Below are 17,863 nucleotides of genomic sequence, written 5' to 3'. Positions count from 1 at the left end.
TCACTCCTTCGTCCGATGATCGTCAGTCGCGGCAACGCTCTTGAGCCGGGTAGCCGAGGAGAGTGAGCAGCGCGTCGTGGAGTGCGGCGTTCGAGTACAGTCCGCCGCCCCGGTCGCAGGCCCGGCCACCGGTCCGGTCGCTGAACCGACCGCCGGCCTCCTCGACGAGCAGGATCCAGGGCGCGTGGTCCCAGACGTGGTAGCCCTCGGCCAGCACCGCGTCGACCTCCCCGCGGACGAGCCCCACCAGCGGAAGCGGGGTCGCCGGCGGGCGCCCCGTGCCCGCAGGGAGACGCGCCCTCGCCGCGTCGCCCACGGCATCGAGGACGGCGCCGTCCAGCGCCGCCGTCGTGCTGACCTCGAGCCGGCGCGGCTCGCCGTCCGCACGCGGCCACGCCGCCTCGAAGGCGCCGCCGCCCCGGGTCGCCCACCAGCAGCGCCGCAGCGCGGGCGAGGTGACGACGGCGACCTCGATGGTCCCCCGGACCTGGAGGGCGACGTGGACCCGCCAGTTCGGGTCACCCCGCACGAAGAAGCCGGTGCCGTCGATCGGGTCGAGGACCCAGACCCGCTCCGACTCCCCGACACGACCGAGCTCCTCACCGAGGAGCGCGTCACCCGGCCGCGCCCGCGACAGCGCCTCCCGGAGCAGCCGTTCGACGGCCCGGTCCGCCTCTGTGACCGGCGATCCGTCAGCCTTCGGGGTCGCCGCGACCCCGGCCTCGAAGTGGGCCGACGCCAGGCGCGCCGCGCGGTCGGAGACGTCGAGGGCGAGTCGGAGGTCGTCGGCGAGGTCCGGTGCCGGCACCGGCTTCTCCATCAGGACCGCGGCGAACCAGGGCCCGTCGAAGTCCCGCCGGCCGACCTCACGGAACCCGAGCCGGGCGTAGTAGGACCGCAGTGCCGCGTTGCCCTCGACGCAGTCCAGGCGCACCGTCGGCGCCTGCGCGTCCCGCGCCCGCTCCTGCACCCACCCGAGCAGCCGCTCGCCGACGCCGAGCCCGGCGAAGCGCCTGCCGACGACGAGGCCGTGGACGTACGCGGCGAAGGCGTGGTCGGCCTGCCAGATCTGCTCGTCCGCCCACAGCAGGCGCAGACCGCCGGCGACCTCACCGTCGTCCGTCTGCCCGACGTGCCACTGCCCGTCGACCACCTGGGCCCGCACATCCTCCTCGGTCAGCTCGCCGTGGCCCCACTGCTCGATCCCCCGCACCGCCAGCCAGTCCTCGGCCTCCACCCGGAGGCGGTGCAGCACACCGACGTCGTCGCGGGTCGCCGGGCGGACGGTGATCTCCACCCGACGACCGTACCCGCGCGCCCCGATCGCCCCGCGGTGATCAGACCGGTGCGGCGACGTCCTCCGGGGCGACCGCGGGAGCCTCGGCGCCCGCTGCGGCGGCCGGGTCCATCCACATGACCTGCCAGCCGTGGCCGTCGAGGTCGTAGAAGCTGCGCGAGTACATGAAGCCGTGGTCCTCGGCGCCGTCCGCCTCCCGGCCGCCCGCCGCGAGCGCCGCCGCGCCGACCGTGTCGACCTCGTCGCGCGACGCGACGCTGAACGTGAACAGCGCCAGCGTGTGCGTGGTGGGGTCGGCGACCGGCAGGTGCGCGAACTGGGCGAACTTCTCGCGGACCAGCAGCATGACGAAGGCGTGCTCGCCGACGAGCATGCAGGCGGAGGTCTCGTCGGAGAACGCCGGGTTGAAGCTGAACCCGAGCGCATCGAAGAACGCCGTGCTGCGCGCGACGTCCGCGACGGGGAGGTTGACGAACAGCATGCGGCCGGGGTGCGCGGGAGCGGTCATGACGGGGTCTCCGGTTCGGTGGGTCGGCGGGTACGGGCTGTAGATCGGCGTGCGCGGCGGAACTCATCGGGTCCGGGCGTCCCGCTCACGAGAGGGGGTCGAACATGATCTCCCGCACCTCCTGCGCGCACCGGCAGGCCGCGGCGATCCTGGCGGCCCACTCCAGGGCGTCGTCTCGCGACGGCACCTCGATGATCGAGAACCCGCCGACGACCGCCTTGGTCTCCGCGAACGGGCCGTCGGTGACCGTGCCGTCCGTCGCGACGATGCTCGCCTGCTGCCGCTCCAGCCCGCCGCCGAAGATCCACACACCGGCGTCCTTCGCCTGCTGGACCACGGCGTGCGAGGCGTCCCCGACGGCGGGGAAGTCCGCCTCGGCGATGTGGTCCATCGCACCGTCGTCGAACGAGATGAGGTACCGCTGCATGGTGGGACTCCTCTGTCTCAGGGGCGCTGCGGGCGGCCGGACTGGCCGGGACGCAGCGGCCCGTGCCACTACCGGCGGAGGAGACCGCCGAGGGGCGGGGAACTGAGCGGGTCCGGGCGCGGAACTCGTCGTGCGGTCGTCGCACGTCCCGACCGGTGACTACGGCGTCAGCAGGTCCCTGTTGTCCGCCACCCAACGGAGCTCCGCCGCCTCTTCGTCGACCGCACCGTCGGCGACCCAGGTGCGCTGGGGCTCGACCCCTTGGGCGGCCAGCGCCAGCTCGAGGTCGATGGTCGCCTGCCCGCGCCGGACGATCGCATCGACCACGTCGAACGGCGGCGTCGGGCCGTACGCGGCGAGGAAGCGCCGGATGCGCTCGCGACGATCCGGGACGGCCGGGAAGTGGTGCCAGTCCAGGCAGTGCTCGTCCGCCCGGGCCGGGGCGAACCAGAAGAGCGCGTAGGCGAGGTCGTCGACAGGGCTCCCGGGGTGGAGGTAGTCCCAGTCGAGCAGTGCCACGGCCCGGCCGGCCCGCCAGACGACGTTCCACGGGCCCGGGTCCCCGTGACAGAAGACCGTCGCCTCCTCCGCCGGGACGGCGAGCACCGGATGGCCGAAGACCGCACCGTCCGGCGGCACCCAGGTCCGTGACGCGTCGTGGATCCGGCGCAGCAGCCGGGCGGCGGACTCGAGCCCTGCGATGTCGTGCTGGTGCTGCCAGGCGGCGCCGCCGGCGTCCCCGCCGACGAAACGCAGCGTCTCCGTCGTCCCGTCGTCCGACAAGGGCTCGGGGACGACGTCCCCCAGCCCGTGCGCCCGCAGGTGCCGCAGGAACGCGTGCACCGTCGCCGTCTGCGCGGATGCGGGCCGGGTGACGACGCCCTGGGCGATGCTCACCGGACGGAACTCGGCGTTCGTCTCGGCCGCCCGGTCTCGTGCCGTCGTCCGATCGTCTGGGGACACGCCGCCACTGTGCCATCGATCGGGCCCGACGTATCAGAACGATCTTCGGGCGTTCCTACCGGTGCCGTGCTCGATCCGCGGCCACCGGCCCAGCGCGCGAGGGGAACACCATGAGGACGACGTACCGCACCGCGAGGCTCACGGCTGTCGCTCTCTTGGCGCTCGGGGCCGGCCTCGCGCTCGCGGCCTGCGTTTCTGCCGGGACCACGGGCACCGTGGCAGGAGCGCCGAGCAGCCCGGCCGCGACGGCGGTGGCCCCCGATGACGCTCCGCCGACGGTCCAGCAGGTCGGCTCGCGGCCGTCGTCCGCGTCCCCCACGACGCGTTCCTCGGGCGGCGCCTCCACGGGGGCCACCGCCGTGAAGAAGCAGCCGGGCACGGTCGCTCCGCGCGAGACGATCTACGCGGAGCTGGTCGACGCGTGGCGGGCGACACCGGCCGGGTTCGGCGTGAGCTACGACAGGGTGACCCGCCTGACCGGCCAGGAAGCGATCGACTACCAGAAGAAGCACTGGCCGGACGAGGAGCCGTACAGCGACTACTACCTCAACGAGAACCCGAAGCTGCGCAACGTCGTCGTGTCCCCCGACGCCGTCATCAACGGCAACCAGCAGCTCGGGCCGGGCAACGGGACGCAGTCGGACCGGCTGACGCCCGACGAGCTGGTCGACCAGGTGCAGCAGAACCCCCGCACCCTGGTCAGGCTCGTCACAGAGGTCATCGACGACCGCACCCAGGTCGTCCGGATCGACGAGATCTACATGCCCTGAGCGGGGCCCGGAACGAGGGCCTGCCGACGACCTACGGGGTCAGCGAGACCTTGCGGCCTTGGCCGAACCCGGGCGCATCGGCGCTGGTGACGATCGCGTGCACGCCGCCCGGAACCCCCGGCAACGCGGCTACCCGGCCGGCGACTGCCAGGAGGACGTCCTCGTCCGCACCCGAGACGAAGAAGACGTAGTGCTCACCGATCTCTTCCCCGTCGTCGAAGACCTCCGCCTGGTCGAGCTCCTCCAGGAACGCCTCGACGTCCTCGATCCACGGGAAGGGATACCCCTCGGTGGTCGTCCTCACCAACGGAACCCAGATCTCGACGACGATCTCGTCCACGACGCTCCTGCCTGACCGGTCGGTAGCCGACTGAGACTGGAACGGGAGACTAGAGGAGACCGAGGACGCGCCGGCGTCCCGGCTCGTCTCCGCCGTACTGCCCGCGGCCGGCGGGCACGCCCTCGTCCGCGATAGCCACCGCGACGGCGTCCGGACCGAGTCGCTCAGGCGGCGTGGGGCACGTGATGGGCGGTCTCGACCGGTCCGTGACGACGGACGCCTCGGACGAGCAGGTATCCGATCATCCAGAACTCACCCACGGTCGCGGGGAAGGTGAGCGCGTCGACAGCGGCCGACGCACCGGGGGCGAGGTAGTTCGCGAACGCGTTGAGCAGGTACCCGACACCGCCGACGACGAGGGTCCACCCCAGGGCGCGAGGCATCCACCCCGAGCGGAGCACGCACCACCCCATCGGGATGAGCCACAGGCCGAAGAACAGCGCTCCCACTCCCCACAGGTTGCCGCTGACGAGGTAGAGCAGCTGGACCGTGGCTGCTGCGTCACCGACCGGGCTGACCGCGACCTCGACTGCCGTCGCCAGGAGCGCCGCACTGACGAGGACCGCGATCGCGTTGACGAGGCCGAAGGCAGCGATCCCGAGGGCAGCGAACTGGTCTGCCGCGCGGAAGAGGCGGTAGAACCACGCAGCGGCGAGCGCCTGGGTGACCACGATGAGCATCTCGAGGGCCACTCCGGCGCGCGCGAGCGGCTCGTGCGCGACCAGGTTGGCCAGGGTCGCCGCGGGGTCACCGGCCGAGTAGAGCCGCGGGCGGATGAGCAGGAAGCCGAGGGCGCCGGTCACGGCGAGGCCGAGGTAGAACAGCCCGGTGATGCGGGCGGTCCGGATCCGTGCGGGCATGTGCGGCTCCTTCACGGGCCGTCGGCTGCCACGAGAGGGCAGACATGAAGACCTTACCTTAGCTTGTAAGGTGCAAATAGTGTGGATCCTTAGCCTGTAAGGTGTCAATAGTGTGGATCGAGCGATCATCCGGACCGGGAGGAGACCCGTGGCAGCGAGAGCGTTCCGGCAACCGCTCAGTCGTGAGCTCCTGCTGGCCACCGCGGTGGCGCTGGTCAACGTCGGGGGGATCAAGGCACTGACGATGCGGCGGCTCGCCACCGCCGTCGGCGTCGAGCCGATGTCGCTCTACTACCACCTGCCGGACAAGGAGGCTCTGCTCGACGGCGTCGTCGAGACCGTGGTCGCCGAGATCCTGGCCGCGGTCGACGACCTCGGCCCGCACGGCGCCGATCAATGGCGTGCACGACTCAGACGGCAGTTCCTCGCGGCGCGAGAGGTGATGCTGCGTCATCCGTGGGCGCCGGGACTGCTCGGATCTCGCGAGACCATCCCGGTGGGCCTGTACCCGTACTTCGACGGGATCGTCGGCACTCTCGTGGGCGCAGGCTTCTCCTATCGCCTGGCGCATCGGGCACTGCACACCCTCGGCAGCATGTCGCTCGGCTTCACTCAGGAGATCTTCAGTCCAGCGCCGGCCGCCGACGGCGTGCAGGGCGACCAGGCAGAGGCGGACCTGGCGGCCATGGCCGAGGCCCTACCTCACCTGTCCGCCATGGTGGCGTCCGAGATCCACGATCCCTCCGATCCTGTCCTCGGCTGGTGCGACAGCCAGGTCGAGTTCGAGTTCACCCTCGACCTGATCCTGAGCGGGCTCGAACGACTCAAGGAGTAGGTCGGCGCAGACGCCGACGAACACGCCTCCGATCGCAGGCACGTGAGACCGCGACTGAGACCGGTCCCGACCGGAGCCGAGCCGGAAATCGCGACGACAGCACTCCCCGGGCTCCATAGGGTCGCGAGCATGACTGCCGAGTCGCAGAACCTCACGTGGCGGCCGCTGGCCGTGTCCGACGCCCCGGCGATGGCCGACCTCCTGAACGCGGTCGACGCGGAGGACCACGTCTGGGGGCGGTACACCGTGGAGGACGCGGCCGAGGAGCTGGACTCACCGATCGTCGACCTCCCGGCGTCCACCCTGGCGGTGTTCGACGGCCCGACGATGCTCGGCTTCTCGGCGGTCCACTACGAGCCGACGGCCGAGGTCGTCCACCGGATGCAGGCTGCGGGCGCGGTCCACCCCGCCCGTCGTCGCCAGGGACTCGGGACGAAGCTTCTCCGCCACGGGCTGGAGACCGCCCGGACGCTGCACGCGCGGCACCACCCCACGCTCCGGCTGGTCGTCGAAGCCGTCTACGGCGAGCACGTCCACGGAGCAGTCACCCTGTACAGCGCGGCGGGCATGACGGCGACGCGGTGGAACCTGCACATGCGACATCCGCTCGGCGCCGCCAGTGCGGTCGCGCCGATCCCAGACGGCCTGCGGATCGAGGGCTACACGGCCGAGACCGACGAGGAGTTCCGCGCGGTCCGCAACGATGCCTTCCACACCAACGGCTCGGCCCGCCTCAGCGCCGAGGAATGGAAGGTGTGGGCCGTGAACGCGAACTTCCGGCCCGAGCTGAGCTTCCTGCTCCGTGACGTCCGGACAGGGACGGCGGCCGGGATCCTGCTGACCGTCTGCTGGGAGGCGGAGACCGCGGCGACCGGCATCCGCGACGCGCACCTCAGGGTCATCGCTACGCGGCCCGCCTACCGCAAGCGCGGCGTCGCCCATGCCTTGATCTCGCACACGCTTCGGGCCGCGCAGGACCAGGGTTACGGACGGGCCAGCCTCAGGGTCGCCGCCGACAGCTCGAGCGGGGCGTTCGGGTTCGCGCGGCGTGCCGGGTTCGTCACCGACGACACCCAGGTCTGCTACGGCATCGAACCGCCCTGATCCCGAGCTGTGGCGGTGGGATCTGCACCCACGGAGAGCTGCACCGTCACACGCTTTCGAGAGCTGCCCGCCGACATCCACGCGCGCATACCGAGCACGTTCCCACGGGGCACTACCAGCCCGTGGACGTTGACGGACGCCGGTGAACGACGCAACTGAGACCAGAAGTGAGACCGCCGTCGAGCCACTGCCGCCCACTGGCGCTCTTCGAGGCACCTCACAGTCTGGCCTCGACCCGCCAGCCGCCCTCGCCGGAAGGCCCCGCGGCGAAGGAGCCGCCCGCGTCGAGAACACGCTCGCGCAACCCCTGCAGACCGTGTCCGCCGCCGGTGAGGTCGCTGCGCGCGGTGGACGGCGCGGAGTCGTTCTCCACCCGAACGACGAGGCGGCGACCGCCTGACTCGCCCCGGACGAGCACCCGCACCACGGAGCCTGGCGCGTGGCGGAGCGCGTTGGTCAGGCTCTCCTGGACGACACGGAAGGCCAGATGCGCCCGACCGGGCTCGATGACGTCGCGGTCGCCTTCGAACCGGCACGTGACGTCGAGCCCGCTGCGCGCGGCCCGTGAGACGACCTCGTCGACGAGACCGAGGTCGCCGGCGCCGTTCGCGGACACAGAGACGTCCGTGCCGCCGAGCAGGTCGACGAGACGCTGCAAGTCTGCGCGGCCCTGGCGCGCGGATTCAGCGATCGCCTCCAGCGACGCCCGTGCGGCATCCGGGTCCCGCGTAGCGAGCCGCTGGCCTGCCGCGGCCTGGACGACCATGACGCTCAGCGCGTGCCCCACGATGTCGTGCAGCTCGGCAGCTATTCGTGCACGTTCGTTGCGGACGGCGACCTGCGCGAACAGCTCGCGCTCCTCGTCGAGCTCCCGGACCCGCTCGAGGAGTGCCTCCGCCGTCCGGCGGCGCAGTCGCAGCACCGTTCCCGCGGCGTACCCGGGCACGGTGAGGACGGCGAGCCCCGGGCTCGCCCAGCCTCCGGACGCCGCGTAGAGACCGAGCAGCCACACCGCCAACAGGGCGCCGGCTCCCCACGCCGCCCGGCCGCCGAACGTGGCCCCGACGAGCACGGCATAGGCCGTCACGACGACGACGGCACTGTCAGGTGGCTCCGGCCCGGTGAACAGCGGGACGGCGACGAGCAGCGGCCCGGCGACGGCCACCACCGCGGGGCAGCCGCGCCAGCCTCCTAGCGTGACTGCGCCCGCGGCCAGGCATGCGACACCGAGCCACTGGACGGGCGTCCGTGGCGAGGGTCCGTCGACGTATGGCACGAGCACGAGCAGCACCGCGACGGCGGCACCGAGCAGGTGCCAGTTCTGGCGCGCCCACGCGGCTGTCCGGTGCGCCGCCCCGGCCGTCCGCTGCACTGCTCAGCCGATCGCTGTCGTGACGGCTGTCGGCAACGTCGCGACGACCCGGGCCTGCCCTCTGCCGACCTTTGCCTCGAGCGAGCCCGCGTGCAGCCGTGCCCGCTCCCGGGCCCGGGCGACCGCCCCCCGGACGTCCGCCCCGCGCGGCACCCGGCCGGCCACACGGATCTCCAGCGCGTCGTCCGTGAACCCGAGCGCGACGGCGCAGTCCGGGTCGTCGTCGAGCACCGAGAGCAGATGCTCGACAATCCGGTAGGCCGACAGCTCCAGGCTCGGCGGCAAGGTTCGCGGGTCGCCGTCGACACTGAGGCGAGCACTCCCCCGCCGCGCCAGCAACCCCTCGACGTGCGCGACGGACGGCGCGGGGGCCAGAGCGACCTCCCCTCCGCGGAGCACCCCGACGACCCGACGCATGTCCTCCAGCGTCCGGCGGCTGTCCTCCTCGATGCGGGTGAAGACAGCCGCCCCCGCGTCCTGCGAGGACGCGGCCAGCTCGAGGCGGGCGAGCCGCTCATCGAGGAGCGACTCGAGCTCGAGGGACACCCGGGCACGGTCGTCGGCGACCTCCAGCGTCGTCCGCTCGTCACGCAGCACCTGCAGCTCCCGCGTCCGGGCTCGCAGCTCGTCGGCAAGCACCGACCTGCTCCGGGCGACCTGCCCCACGGCCCAGAGCGCGGCCTGGACGAGGAGCCCGACGGGCAGGAGGGCCAGGCCGGCGGCAGTGTCCCGGACAAGGACGAGCGTCGTGAACACGCCCGCTGCGACGAGCAACGGCACGCCCCGCCGGCGGTCGTTCGCGCAGCCGACCAGGAACGCGACGGCGAACGCGACCGGCAGCCCTGCACCGCAGCGGACGATGTGCCCGAAGGCGAGCACGTGCACGGCCATGGCCCCGACCATGGCCCCGAGTGCGGTCCCCAGGTGACGCCGCCACACGAGCACCGGTGCGGTCGCTGCAAGGAAGACCGGCAGCTGCCACCAGGAGTGGGAGTCAACGCGGACAGCCCACCCCACGCTCGTCACCATGAGCGCGACCATCCAGGTGGTCACCGCGCATAGGGCTGCCGTGAGGGCGACGTCGACGGGTCGAACACCAGCGAACCACCTGTGCCCGCGCCCCTGCGCCTGGGCACCCGCCATCGTCCCCACCTCCGTACCTCGGCCGTTCCGGTCAGACGCCGGCGCCCACGCGGGACGGCACGGCATCGGAGGTCCTGGACCGAGCGCTTCGCTCCAGCCACCATCCCGCACCCCAGCAGGCTGCCGCGATGGGCGCCGCCGCCCAGAGGATCTCCAATCCTGCGGCCGAGTCCTCGACGAGGACAAGGACCTGTACCCCGACCACCGCGGCCAGCCCGACAAGCCGGGACCGGTCCTCGAGGAGCCGCCCCGCGGAGTATGCCAGCGCGGCCGTCAGCACCAGCCCGGCCGTGCAGCGAACCATCCAGCCGAAGGCCAGGACGTGGAGGGCGAGCGCTGCCGCCGTGACCGCCAGGACGACGAACATGCTCCGACGACGCCACAGCAGGGGCAGCGTCGCCGCGGCGAACAGCGGCACCGACCACCACGAGTGCGAGTCGATCCGGACCGCCCAGTCCGCGGGAGCACCAGCGTTCATCGCCGTCTGCTGCACGCCGACCGCGGTCACGACCGCGGCGAGCGCCACGTCACCCCTTCGGACGCCTGTGAAGACCGTGCTCATCGTGGCTCCTCCCGTCGATGCCCCGCCGGACCACCCGGCTCGACGATGAATCTAGGAATCGCGTCACGTCGCGGTCGTCCTCACCGAGGACGACCTTTCGCATCGGCGTCGTCCTCGAGGATGACGCCAGGACGACCGGCCCTACCACCACAATGGCCGGATGACGGAGCCGGTCCGTGTCGTGGTAGCCGACGACCAGCAGCTTCTGCGTGCCGGTTTCCGGGTCATCCTCGAGAGCGAGAACGACATCGAGGTGGTCGGCGAGGCTGCTGACGGGCTCGAGGTGCTGGACGTCGTCGCGCGGGTCAGGCCGGACGTCGTCCTGATGGACATCCGGATGCCGATCCTCGACGGGCTCGCCGCCACCGAGCGGCTGATGGCAACGGCACACCCACCGCGGGTCGTCGTCCTGACCACCTTCGACCTGAACGAGTACGTGGTCCGGGCGCTGCGAGCCGGTGCCTACGGTTTCCTTCTCAAGGACACCCCGGCGTCCCGACTCGTCTCCGCCGTCCGCGCCGCGGCCGGCGGGGACGCCCTCATCGAGCCTTCCATCACGCGCCGTCTCGTGGAGCAGTTCGCGGCGGTGACCGCCGCTCCGCCGACCGGAACACCCGCCGTGCTCGCCTCACTCACCGACCGCGAGCTCGACGTCCTACGGCTGATGGCTCGCGGTCTCTCCAACGCCGAGATCGCCGGCGAACTGGTCGTCGCTGACACGACGGTCAAGACGCACGTCGCGCGGGTGCTTGCCAAGCTCGACCTGCGCGACCGCGTGCAGGCCGTCGTCCTGGCGTACGAAAGCGGGTTCGTGCGGCGAGGCGGTCCCGAGTAGTCGCCGCAACGCCTCAGATGCACACGACCGTGAGCGGACGCCACGACGCCCGCTTCCATCCCTCACACACGCTTTCATGGCGAGTACCGGCACTCCCGGCCGCCGGAACCGGACTCGAACGAACCCCCGGGGACGGCGGTGGACGCCGCTGGGGCCGCCGGAAGGCCGTGAAACGTGGACTACAACTGAGACCAGAACCGAGACCACGGGGTCTGAAGCATTCGATGCCTCGGACCTCCGATCGGCTACGGGAAGCGCTCCCACGTCCAGTCCGCACCAGCCATAGCCGGCGGCACCTCGACTCCCGGCTTGGTGGCGCGCCAACTCGCCTGCCAGGTGCTTGGGACGAGACCGAGGTGATCGACCGCCTCGGCGGCAACCGCCTCGGGGGTGCGGTCAGCGCGACCGAATCGCACGAAGATCTGGTAACCGGCTTCAGCGGAGCGGTAGTCGTTGTTCCCGGTGGACAGGGCAACGAGGAGCAGGCGCGGGTTTCGGTAGTCCTTCGCAACCCAGTCGAGCTTGAGCCCGTGGCTGGCGAGGTGCGTTCGGTCCGAGTCCTCGAGCACGAGGCGGGCGGACGTGTCCTCGGGACGTTCCCACCGGCGATCGGCCGCGACCCGGGCGACCTCGACGTCGTACTCATCGGCGGCGAAGGTCACCCCTTGGCCCATGGGCTTCTCCACGGCCCACTCCCAATGCACGACGTCCCCGTCACGCAGGATCGTCACGTCGGTGGATCCGCACCCGTACACCCCGCAATCGCACCGGGCAATCGGTACGCGCACAGGGTCCTTTGTCGCGACGAGCCGATTCCGTGGGATCAGCAGGTCGAAGGGCTCCATCCCCATGCCTGCGCCGGCCCGCGTTACGTCCACATCGTTGACGAAGATCAGAACCTCATGACCACCGACGGAGTCGTCTGCCAACTGCACTGCGAACCGGACGCGATCAGCGGCGCGACGAGACAGCACACGCCCCTGATGCACGACCGCCTTCCACGGAGCGGACGGATCGGGGCGCGGAATACCGAGTTCTGTGAGCGACGCCTCCAGCAGCTCCTTGATCGTGGCCGGCTCGTCCAGAGAGGAGGCGCCAGCCAGGATCCGTAGGCTCGGTGAATCCAAGCCATCGACAAGGCACTGCACAGCGGCCTCAATGAGACGTTTCGGCTCTCGTGCACCCGGCTCGGGGTACCAGCCCGAGGCCACGTCGAAGAGCCGCTGCTCCGGTTGTACGTGCTCGTCCTCCATGAGCTCATCATCACCACACGGTCGACACACTCGCGACCGACATTTCGGCGCCGACACGTCGCAGCACCTCGCCCCGCTCACACGACTGAGCGACGCCGCTCGGCGCGGCGTCCCACCTGGGCTCGCACTCCGGCGCCGCGGACGACCTGACCAATACGGCGATGCCCTGAGTGACGGCCGCGATACCTGGGCGCGGTCGGCGGTCAAGTCCCCGACGTCGCAGTCCACCGGCTGCGCACGCGGCCGCGTAGGTCCACCAGCGGTGATTGCTCCATCGTCGCGGAATCCGGAACCATGGCCAAGGCATTCGCCCCGCGCTAGACGTCGTCCTTGGGATCGTGCGCCGACTCCAGACGTAGCAGCCTGAACGTCGCGGGATCGACGAAGGCGATCATGTCTCCGACCATGCTGGGCGGCAACCCAGCGCCTGGCGGCCCGTGGCATGGGATCGGAACATCGGCGATCTGCACCAGCCACACGAGGCGGTCCTGAAACACCTCCGCGTCGAGCCCGGGCCTGCCGCCCTCCGTCAGACCGATCCCGGGCAGGCTGATCCGTGTCAGCGCTGCTGCCCTGACCGACCGCTGATAGGTGAGCGCGAAACTGCCGGCGGCGGCGAGCACCTCAGCGGGCACATCACTGGTGAGTTCCACGTCATCCAACAGCCGCAGGTCCATCCTCGGAACGCTACCGACTCGAGCGCGCGCATCGAGGGTCGTGCGCGCCCGTGCGCTCAGCGGCGGCAGGCTCGTGACGCTGAACCGTTGCGTCCCCAGCGTCGGGCGGCCCGTCGCCGGTCAGGCATCCTCCCTTCAGTGAACCGTGACAAACCGTGGCGGACGCCGCTGCGCACGCCGCGGCAGCATGTACGACCCGAGACGGGGCTTGGCGTGGACCGTCCTGGACTTGGATGGACGTCCCTGGACGGCGTCCGAACTCACCAAGGGCGCGAACTGTGGACGACAACTGAGACCAGAACACAGAAACGCGGCCATACCCACAGGGGGTATGACCGCGTCTTCCGCAGATCAGAGCGGTGGCGGTGGGAACCGACGTGGCTCCTTCGTCGCCCCGTCTCCCAAATCCCACAGTGGGCTTGCACCCTCACACGCTTTCGAGAACTGCCCACCGGCGTCCAGGCGCGTCCGTCGGGCACGTCCCCGCAGGTCACGACATCCACTCGGACGCCGGTGGACGCACTTGGCCGCCAGCGAATCAGACCAGAACTGAGACCAGTCGACTCTGGCGCCGATGGTCTGCCCAGCCCGTCGATCGGGACCCGGTGCTGGGATTCTGAGGCTCCGAGGCCAGCACTGGACCCGCAGCCGATTTTCGTCATACGATAAACATGTGGTGACAGACGACCAGATCCAGAAGTGGGCCGACGAGGCCGAAGCCGGCTACGACGTCGACGAGCTGAAGCGTCGTGGTCGCGGCCGCCCCGGCCGTGGAGCCGAGCCGATGCAGGTGGTGGCGGTCCGACTGACCGCCGAGGAGCTCGCCGCCCTGGACGCGGCAGCGACCCAGAACGACATGAGCAGGTCGGAGCTCATCCGGGCCGCGCTCGCGCACTTCGCAGCGTGAAGTTCACCCGGCCGCCCTCAAGCACGGCATCTCCGTCGAGGACGCCGTCCAGGCCGCCGAGTGGCCGCTGTGGATCGAGCCTCTCGACGACGGCTCCCCGGCCCGAGAGCTTCGGCTCGGGTTCGACACCACGGCACGCCTCCTCGAGAACCGTCGTCCTCGTCTTCGACAGCGGAGACGAGATGGTCATCCACGCCATGCCGGCACGCAAGAAGTACCTGGACCTCCTGCCCCGAGTCTCGCGCGCGAGGTCGGGCAGACACCCGACTTGTGGCGCCAACGGGAGGCTTGGAACGCGGTAGATCCGGGGTTCACAGTTGGCTGCGTTGGGGCCGTCCTGCCAACCACGTGTCCTCGCGGGCGTAGTCGAAGAAGGGCAGGAAGAACGGATCGTGCGGCCGTGGAAGTGCCGCAGTGGGGTCACCGGAGCGCGCCGCGGCGACCAGCCAGTCGATCTCTGCACCAACCGTGTCCGCGTAGCCCCCGACAGGGACGAACCCGAGCCGCTCGGCGGCGGAGGTGTCGAGCACGAAGCGCGGCATCGTGTTCCACGGATGGTCACCAAGGCCGGGTGGTGCGGTCGAGTCGAGGAGGACCTCACTCCACGAATGCGCCAAGTGCGCCGCGATGATCCTGGATATCGCCAGGCCGTCCGGTGCGTCGGGGTCCGCGCTATTGAGGATGCGCATCCCGGGGTTTGTCGCGCAGAACTCCGCAAGCGCAGCCAGGTTGACCGCTGCGGTCGGGTGGTTGACTCCCCGGCCGCCGTGAGCGAGCAACAGATGCGGCCGGCGGTCGAGCACGCGCTTGACGAACACCCATTCACGCGGACGACCGGCCCCGACGCCGTGAATCCGCGACGCCCGAAGGACGCTCACACGCAGGTGAGTGGAGTCCAGGAGAACCTGTTCAGCGGCCACCTTGTTGCGGCCGTATCCCTCGCGAGAGTTGTAGTCGATGTCGGATGGCGTCACGGTTGGCTGCGCCTCCGTCACCGGAGCAGCGAACTCAGGCGGCTCATCGGAGTTGGAGTGTCGGCCCTGGTCGTCGACGTAGACGGCCTTGCTCGAGATGAACACCAGCGATCCGATGCCGTGCTGGAACGGGAGAAGCAGTCGGGCGTGCGCAGCGGTGTATCCCACGCAGTCGACCACGGCATCTGCACCCTTTCGGAGCAGGTCGTGGAGGTCCTCGGCGCTGTACCGATCCGACCGCACGAAGCGGACACCAGCGTCCCGCAGATCCTGAGGGAAACGGCCCTCGGTCAGCCCGGTGGATGTGACCTCCCAACCTGCGGAGACCAGTTGCCGCGCAGCCGCGCTGCCAACCTGCCCGTTGCCGCCCAAGACGATTGCTCTTCCCACCCCGGCACCCTAAGACGAGGGTTTCAGACAGGACCTTCGAGACGTGGGCCAAGGCGAGACGCGCCCTGGATTCGCTACTTGGCTCATCGCCACTGCGGCACAGGGGCAGTCCTGCCTCGGAGCGGGATGCTGACCGGGATCTTCTCGCCGTCACGAGAGATCTCGACCTTCAGGCTGTCGCCGACGTTCAAACCGACGGCCTCGCTGTAGCCGGGCAACTGCAAGACATTGCCTTCCCGCACACCTGCGCGGTCCGCTGCTCCACCGGCGACCACGCCGGTGGCCCGGCGCGTGACGAAGGTCGAGGCGTCGAAGCCGACGTCCAGGACGGGCACCGCGATCTCGGCCGCCGTGAACGTGGGACCGAAGGACTCGGTGCCGGGGCGGCCGTCTCCGACGAAGACGAAGCTCTCGAGGGCCGGCCGTTCGTCGGCGCCCACCAGGTCAGCGACAAGAGCGCACCACTCTTCAACTCCGACGTGTTCGCCGGCACGCTGCGAGCGCAGCACACGCTTCACGACCTCGGTGACCGACCCGAGACCGTCCGGCGATGCGTTCCTGAGTCGGGCGTCGAGGTCGGCCAGGTAGAACATCCCGCGGACGTACGCGAGTCGGCGTGCCCGGAAGTCCTCGTCGTACCGACGTGAAGCCTCGTCGAGAGTCAACTCACGAAGTGGGCTGGCGTACCCGATGCGGGCAGCGAGGTTCACCTCACCCAGAAACGTCGACTGATCGATCAGCCCCTCGCGGAACGGGATGACCAAGGAGTAGTAGTCCGCCGCGCCCTCGTTGAACCACGTGACCTCCTCGGCCTGGCCGTCCAGATGAAGCCACTCATGAACCAGCTCGTGAGCGACGGTCGAGTAGAGCAGCCGCTCGTTCACCGGGCCCTCGGGGTTCACCGTCATGACGAACGACGCCGGGTGCGCCGACGCGGCGGACCCCTGGTGGGGACTGGCCCGCAGGAAGACCCGGTACGGCCGAGCCGGCGCCTCGAACTGCTCCGCCATCAGCCGGTACGTCCAGCCCAGATGGGCCGTGAAGGCCTCGACGTCGAAGGCCGGCGGCGTCAACCACCACGTAGACATGTCCCCGTCGCGGTAGTGGCCGGCGGCCAGGTCACCGCACACGACGTAGGTGTCGCTCAGGAGCTCGAGGCCCGCACCTGCCAATCCACCATCACGGCCAGCATCTTCTCCGAGGCTGCAGACGCTGGCCCAGCGCTGATCGGTATCGAGCGCGACCGACGGCTCCCAGCGCAGGTTGAAGCTGATGTTCTCCGTGGCGGGCGGCAGGACCAGGAAGCATGCGCACGCGCCGGACAGACCGTCACCCTCCCGTCGGAGATCGATCGGTGGGACCGCCGGTCGCTGCGGCGCGTTCACGGGTCGGGCCACGTAGGACACATCGACCGTGCCGGCAGTCGACCGCTCCACCGTCCACACCCGGAGGTCGCCATCCGGGCCATCCACCAGGGACTCAGCCAGGGTGATCGAGCCGATCTCGTCAGTGGCAGTCAGCCCGTTCCCATCGAGCTTGCTGGTCGGCGCGCCGGCGATCGACATCGCCAAGTGGCCGAGACGCGTGCCCGCACTCAGTTCAGCCCCCTCCAGACGCCAATTGACGCGCAGGCCGTCCGCAACAAGACCGAGGGTGACCTCGAGATGCGCCATCAGCGCGGACTCTCGGCACTGCGGGACATGCCCGGACTCTACGGCTCAGGTTCCGGCCGAGCACGGCCGCTTCACGTAGGACGGTCGAGTCTGTGCGGGTCAGGACGGACGGTCCGGTGGAGGGATGAGGACGGGGACGGTCCGTGGGCCCAACGTCATCAGGTACGCACCCGACGGCGCCTCGTCCACATCCACAAGGAACGGCAGCGGGTTCTCACCCGGGCGCACGCTGATCCCGATGCTTCGCTCACCGACTCCGGGATCCAGCAGCTCACGGACGGGGACCATCCCAGGCGCCCAGCCACCGGACGCCTCCTCCACACCCCACCCGAGCAGGTGCGTGACCGAGATCAACCGGGACCAGTCGCCGACCTCCGCATCAACCCGAGAGGCAGCATCGCCCGGCTCGACACCGATCATCGCCGCCCGCGGGTCGGACGACGGCACCCGCCGCAGCTCCGCCATCGCCCCGAAGAGGTTGTCCGTCTGAGGGCCGACGTCCGCGACGAGCTGCACGGCGAGCATCCGGCGGCCATCGCCGCCGCGGACGAGCGTCACATGCATCTGCACGACACGACGTTAACGACCCAGTCATCCACAGCGCCCATTTGAGCGAACCAGCCTGACCGCCCGCGGACACCGCCACGCCCGCTTCCGCGGTAGGTACCACCGCCAAGGGGCCCCGGACCCGGACCACGACGGACCCCGGTGGACGTCCGCGGACAGGATCGAGCCGCCCCACGAGACATCCAGAGTGGACGAGAACTGAGACCAGAACACGAAGACGCGGTCATACCCACGGGGGGTATGACCGCGTTCCCGCACCTCAGAGCGGTGGCGGTGGGAACCGTCGCGGGCTCGCTCCTCGCCCGCTGCTCCAAAACCCGCAGCGTCTGAACCGCCCCGGCGTGTCCGGAGACTCCGATCGTTGGGAAGGTTGGAGTCATGGCACGGAGCAACAAGCGGTACCCGG

General features: G+C 70.5%; 19 protein-coding genes and 1 pseudogene. 6 read left to right on the top strand and 14 right to left on the bottom strand.

The features are described from left to right. Positions 1-22 precede the first annotated feature (22 nt). The 4 genes from EDJALFJO_RS03230 to EDJALFJO_RS03220 all read right to left on the bottom strand — a co-directional run bounded on the left by EDJALFJO_RS03230 (position 23) and on the right by EDJALFJO_RS03220 (position 3,195). Positions 23-1,297, bottom strand: a complete 1,275-nt coding sequence (locus EDJALFJO_RS03230; RefSeq protein ID WP_158220264.1) for an inositol monophosphatase family protein — start codon at positions 1,295-1,297, stop codon at positions 23-25. Between the two features lie 40 nt (positions 1,298-1,337). Beyond that, positions 1,338-1,805, bottom strand: coding sequence for a VOC family protein (locus tag EDJALFJO_RS33965; protein ID WP_198949959.1), 468 nt, complete (start codon positions 1,803-1,805; stop codon positions 1,338-1,340). A gap of 85 nt (positions 1,806-1,890) precedes the next feature. Then, on the bottom strand, positions 1,891-2,232 hold the full coding sequence (locus EDJALFJO_RS03225; RefSeq protein WP_088282166.1) for a YciI family protein: 342 nt from the start codon (positions 2,230-2,232) through the stop codon (positions 1,891-1,893). A gap of 159 nt (positions 2,233-2,391) precedes the next feature. Beyond that, positions 2,392-3,195, bottom strand: coding sequence for a phosphotransferase (locus tag EDJALFJO_RS03220; protein WP_198949958.1), 804 nt, complete (start codon positions 3,193-3,195; stop codon positions 2,392-2,394). A 110-nt stretch (positions 3,196-3,305) separates the two neighbouring features. Here EDJALFJO_RS03220 and EDJALFJO_RS03215 point away from each other — a divergent pair, with 110 nt between their 5' ends. Continuing rightward, complete coding sequence (locus tag EDJALFJO_RS03215) at positions 3,306-3,965, top strand: hypothetical protein (RefSeq protein ID WP_143448262.1); 660 nt, start codon at positions 3,306-3,308, stop codon at positions 3,963-3,965. 31 nt (positions 3,966-3,996) lie between these two features. Here EDJALFJO_RS03215 and EDJALFJO_RS03210 read toward each other — a convergent pair whose 3' ends face one another. Both EDJALFJO_RS03210 and EDJALFJO_RS03205 read right to left on the bottom strand, forming a co-directional pair. Further along, positions 3,997-4,305 carry a hypothetical protein gene (locus tag EDJALFJO_RS03210; protein WP_088282160.1) on the bottom strand — a complete coding sequence of 103 codons (309 nt, stop codon included), beginning with the start codon at positions 4,303-4,305 and terminating at the stop codon, positions 3,997-3,999. 164 nt (positions 4,306-4,469) lie between these two features. Further along, positions 4,470-5,165 (bottom strand): DUF4386 domain-containing protein, encoded by a 696-nt coding sequence (locus EDJALFJO_RS03205; protein WP_088282184.1) that lies wholly within the window; start codon positions 5,163-5,165, stop codon positions 4,470-4,472. A 148-nt stretch (positions 5,166-5,313) separates the two neighbouring features. Here EDJALFJO_RS03205 and EDJALFJO_RS03200 point away from each other — a divergent pair, with 148 nt between their 5' ends. Then, on the top strand, positions 5,314-6,000 hold the full coding sequence (locus EDJALFJO_RS03200; RefSeq protein WP_088282158.1) for a TetR/AcrR family transcriptional regulator C-terminal domain-containing protein: 687 nt from the start codon (positions 5,314-5,316) through the stop codon (positions 5,998-6,000). 129 nt (positions 6,001-6,129) lie between these two features. Then, the gene (locus tag EDJALFJO_RS03195) at positions 6,130-7,104 is read left to right on the top strand and encodes a GNAT family N-acetyltransferase (protein WP_088282156.1); all 975 of its coding nucleotides are present in this window, start codon (positions 6,130-6,132) and stop codon (positions 7,102-7,104) included. Positions 7,105-7,321: 217 nt separating this feature from the next. Here the strand turns inward: EDJALFJO_RS03195 and EDJALFJO_RS03190 are convergent, their stop codons facing one another. From EDJALFJO_RS03190 to EDJALFJO_RS03180, 3 genes are all read right to left on the bottom strand, one after another. Continuing rightward, the gene (locus EDJALFJO_RS03190; protein ID WP_088282154.1) at positions 7,322-8,476 is read right to left on the bottom strand and encodes a sensor histidine kinase; all 1,155 of its coding nucleotides are present in this window, start codon (positions 8,474-8,476) and stop codon (positions 7,322-7,324) included. A gap of 3 nt (positions 8,477-8,479) precedes the next feature. Then, positions 8,480-9,529, bottom strand: a complete 1,050-nt coding sequence (locus EDJALFJO_RS03185; protein ID WP_088282152.1) for a hypothetical protein — start codon at positions 9,527-9,529, stop codon at positions 8,480-8,482. Between the two features lie 121 nt (positions 9,530-9,650). Beyond that, positions 9,651-10,181 carry a hypothetical protein gene (locus EDJALFJO_RS03180; RefSeq protein WP_088282150.1) on the bottom strand — a complete coding sequence of 177 codons (531 nt, stop codon included), beginning with the start codon at positions 10,179-10,181 and terminating at the stop codon, positions 9,651-9,653. 160 nt (positions 10,182-10,341) lie between these two features. Between EDJALFJO_RS03180 and EDJALFJO_RS03175 the strand changes: the two genes are divergently transcribed. Then, positions 10,342-11,016 carry a response regulator transcription factor gene (locus tag EDJALFJO_RS03175; protein WP_088282148.1) on the top strand — a complete coding sequence of 225 codons (675 nt, stop codon included), beginning with the start codon at positions 10,342-10,344 and terminating at the stop codon, positions 11,014-11,016. Positions 11,017-11,261: 245 nt separating this feature from the next. Here the strand turns inward: EDJALFJO_RS03175 and EDJALFJO_RS03170 are convergent, their stop codons facing one another. Together EDJALFJO_RS03170 and EDJALFJO_RS03165 are read right to left on the bottom strand one after the other, a co-directional pair. Further along, on the bottom strand, positions 11,262-12,269 hold the full coding sequence (locus EDJALFJO_RS03170) for a hypothetical protein (protein ID WP_088282146.1): 1,008 nt from the start codon (positions 12,267-12,269) through the stop codon (positions 11,262-11,264). Positions 12,270-12,586: 317 nt separating this feature from the next. Next, entirely contained in the window at positions 12,587-12,946 is a 360-nt protein-coding gene (locus tag EDJALFJO_RS03165) for a hypothetical protein (RefSeq protein WP_088282144.1), read from the bottom strand. Positions 12,947-13,619: 673 nt separating this feature from the next. Here EDJALFJO_RS03165 and EDJALFJO_RS03160 point away from each other — a divergent pair. Continuing rightward, positions 13,620-13,853 (top strand): ribbon-helix-helix protein, CopG family, encoded by a 234-nt coding sequence (locus tag EDJALFJO_RS03160; protein ID WP_198949957.1) that lies wholly within the window; start codon positions 13,620-13,622, stop codon positions 13,851-13,853. A gap of 28 nt (positions 13,854-13,881) precedes the next feature. Then, a pseudogene (locus EDJALFJO_RS36265) lies at positions 13,882-14,086 on the top strand (toxin); the annotation flags it as partial. Between the two features lie 78 nt (positions 14,087-14,164). On the opposite strand, the gene EDJALFJO_RS03150 reads toward EDJALFJO_RS36265, so the two are convergent. The 3 genes from EDJALFJO_RS03150 to EDJALFJO_RS03140 all read right to left on the bottom strand — a co-directional run bounded on the left by EDJALFJO_RS03150 (position 14,165) and on the right by EDJALFJO_RS03140 (position 17,406). Next, positions 14,165-15,217 carry an NAD-dependent epimerase/dehydratase family protein gene (locus tag EDJALFJO_RS03150; protein WP_088282140.1) on the bottom strand — a complete coding sequence of 351 codons (1,053 nt, stop codon included), beginning with the start codon at positions 15,215-15,217 and terminating at the stop codon, positions 14,165-14,167. Positions 15,218-15,300: 83 nt separating this feature from the next. Beyond that, the gene (locus EDJALFJO_RS03145; RefSeq protein ID WP_088282138.1) at positions 15,301-16,890 is read right to left on the bottom strand and encodes a hypothetical protein; all 1,590 of its coding nucleotides are present in this window, start codon (positions 16,888-16,890) and stop codon (positions 15,301-15,303) included. Between the two features lie 99 nt (positions 16,891-16,989). Next, a complete protein-coding gene (locus EDJALFJO_RS03140) occupies positions 16,990-17,406 on the bottom strand; it encodes a hypothetical protein (RefSeq protein WP_143448261.1) in 417 nt (138 codons plus the stop codon). Positions 17,407-17,863: the final 457 nt, after the last annotated feature.

The organism is Kineosporia sp. A_224 (genome assembly GCF_002198655.1).
Classification (GTDB): Bacteria; Actinomycetota; Actinomycetes; order Actinomycetales; family Kineosporiaceae; genus R-H-3.
The sequence above is the reverse complement of the archived record's forward strand: the minus strand, read 5'-3'. Positions and strand labels throughout refer to the sequence as shown.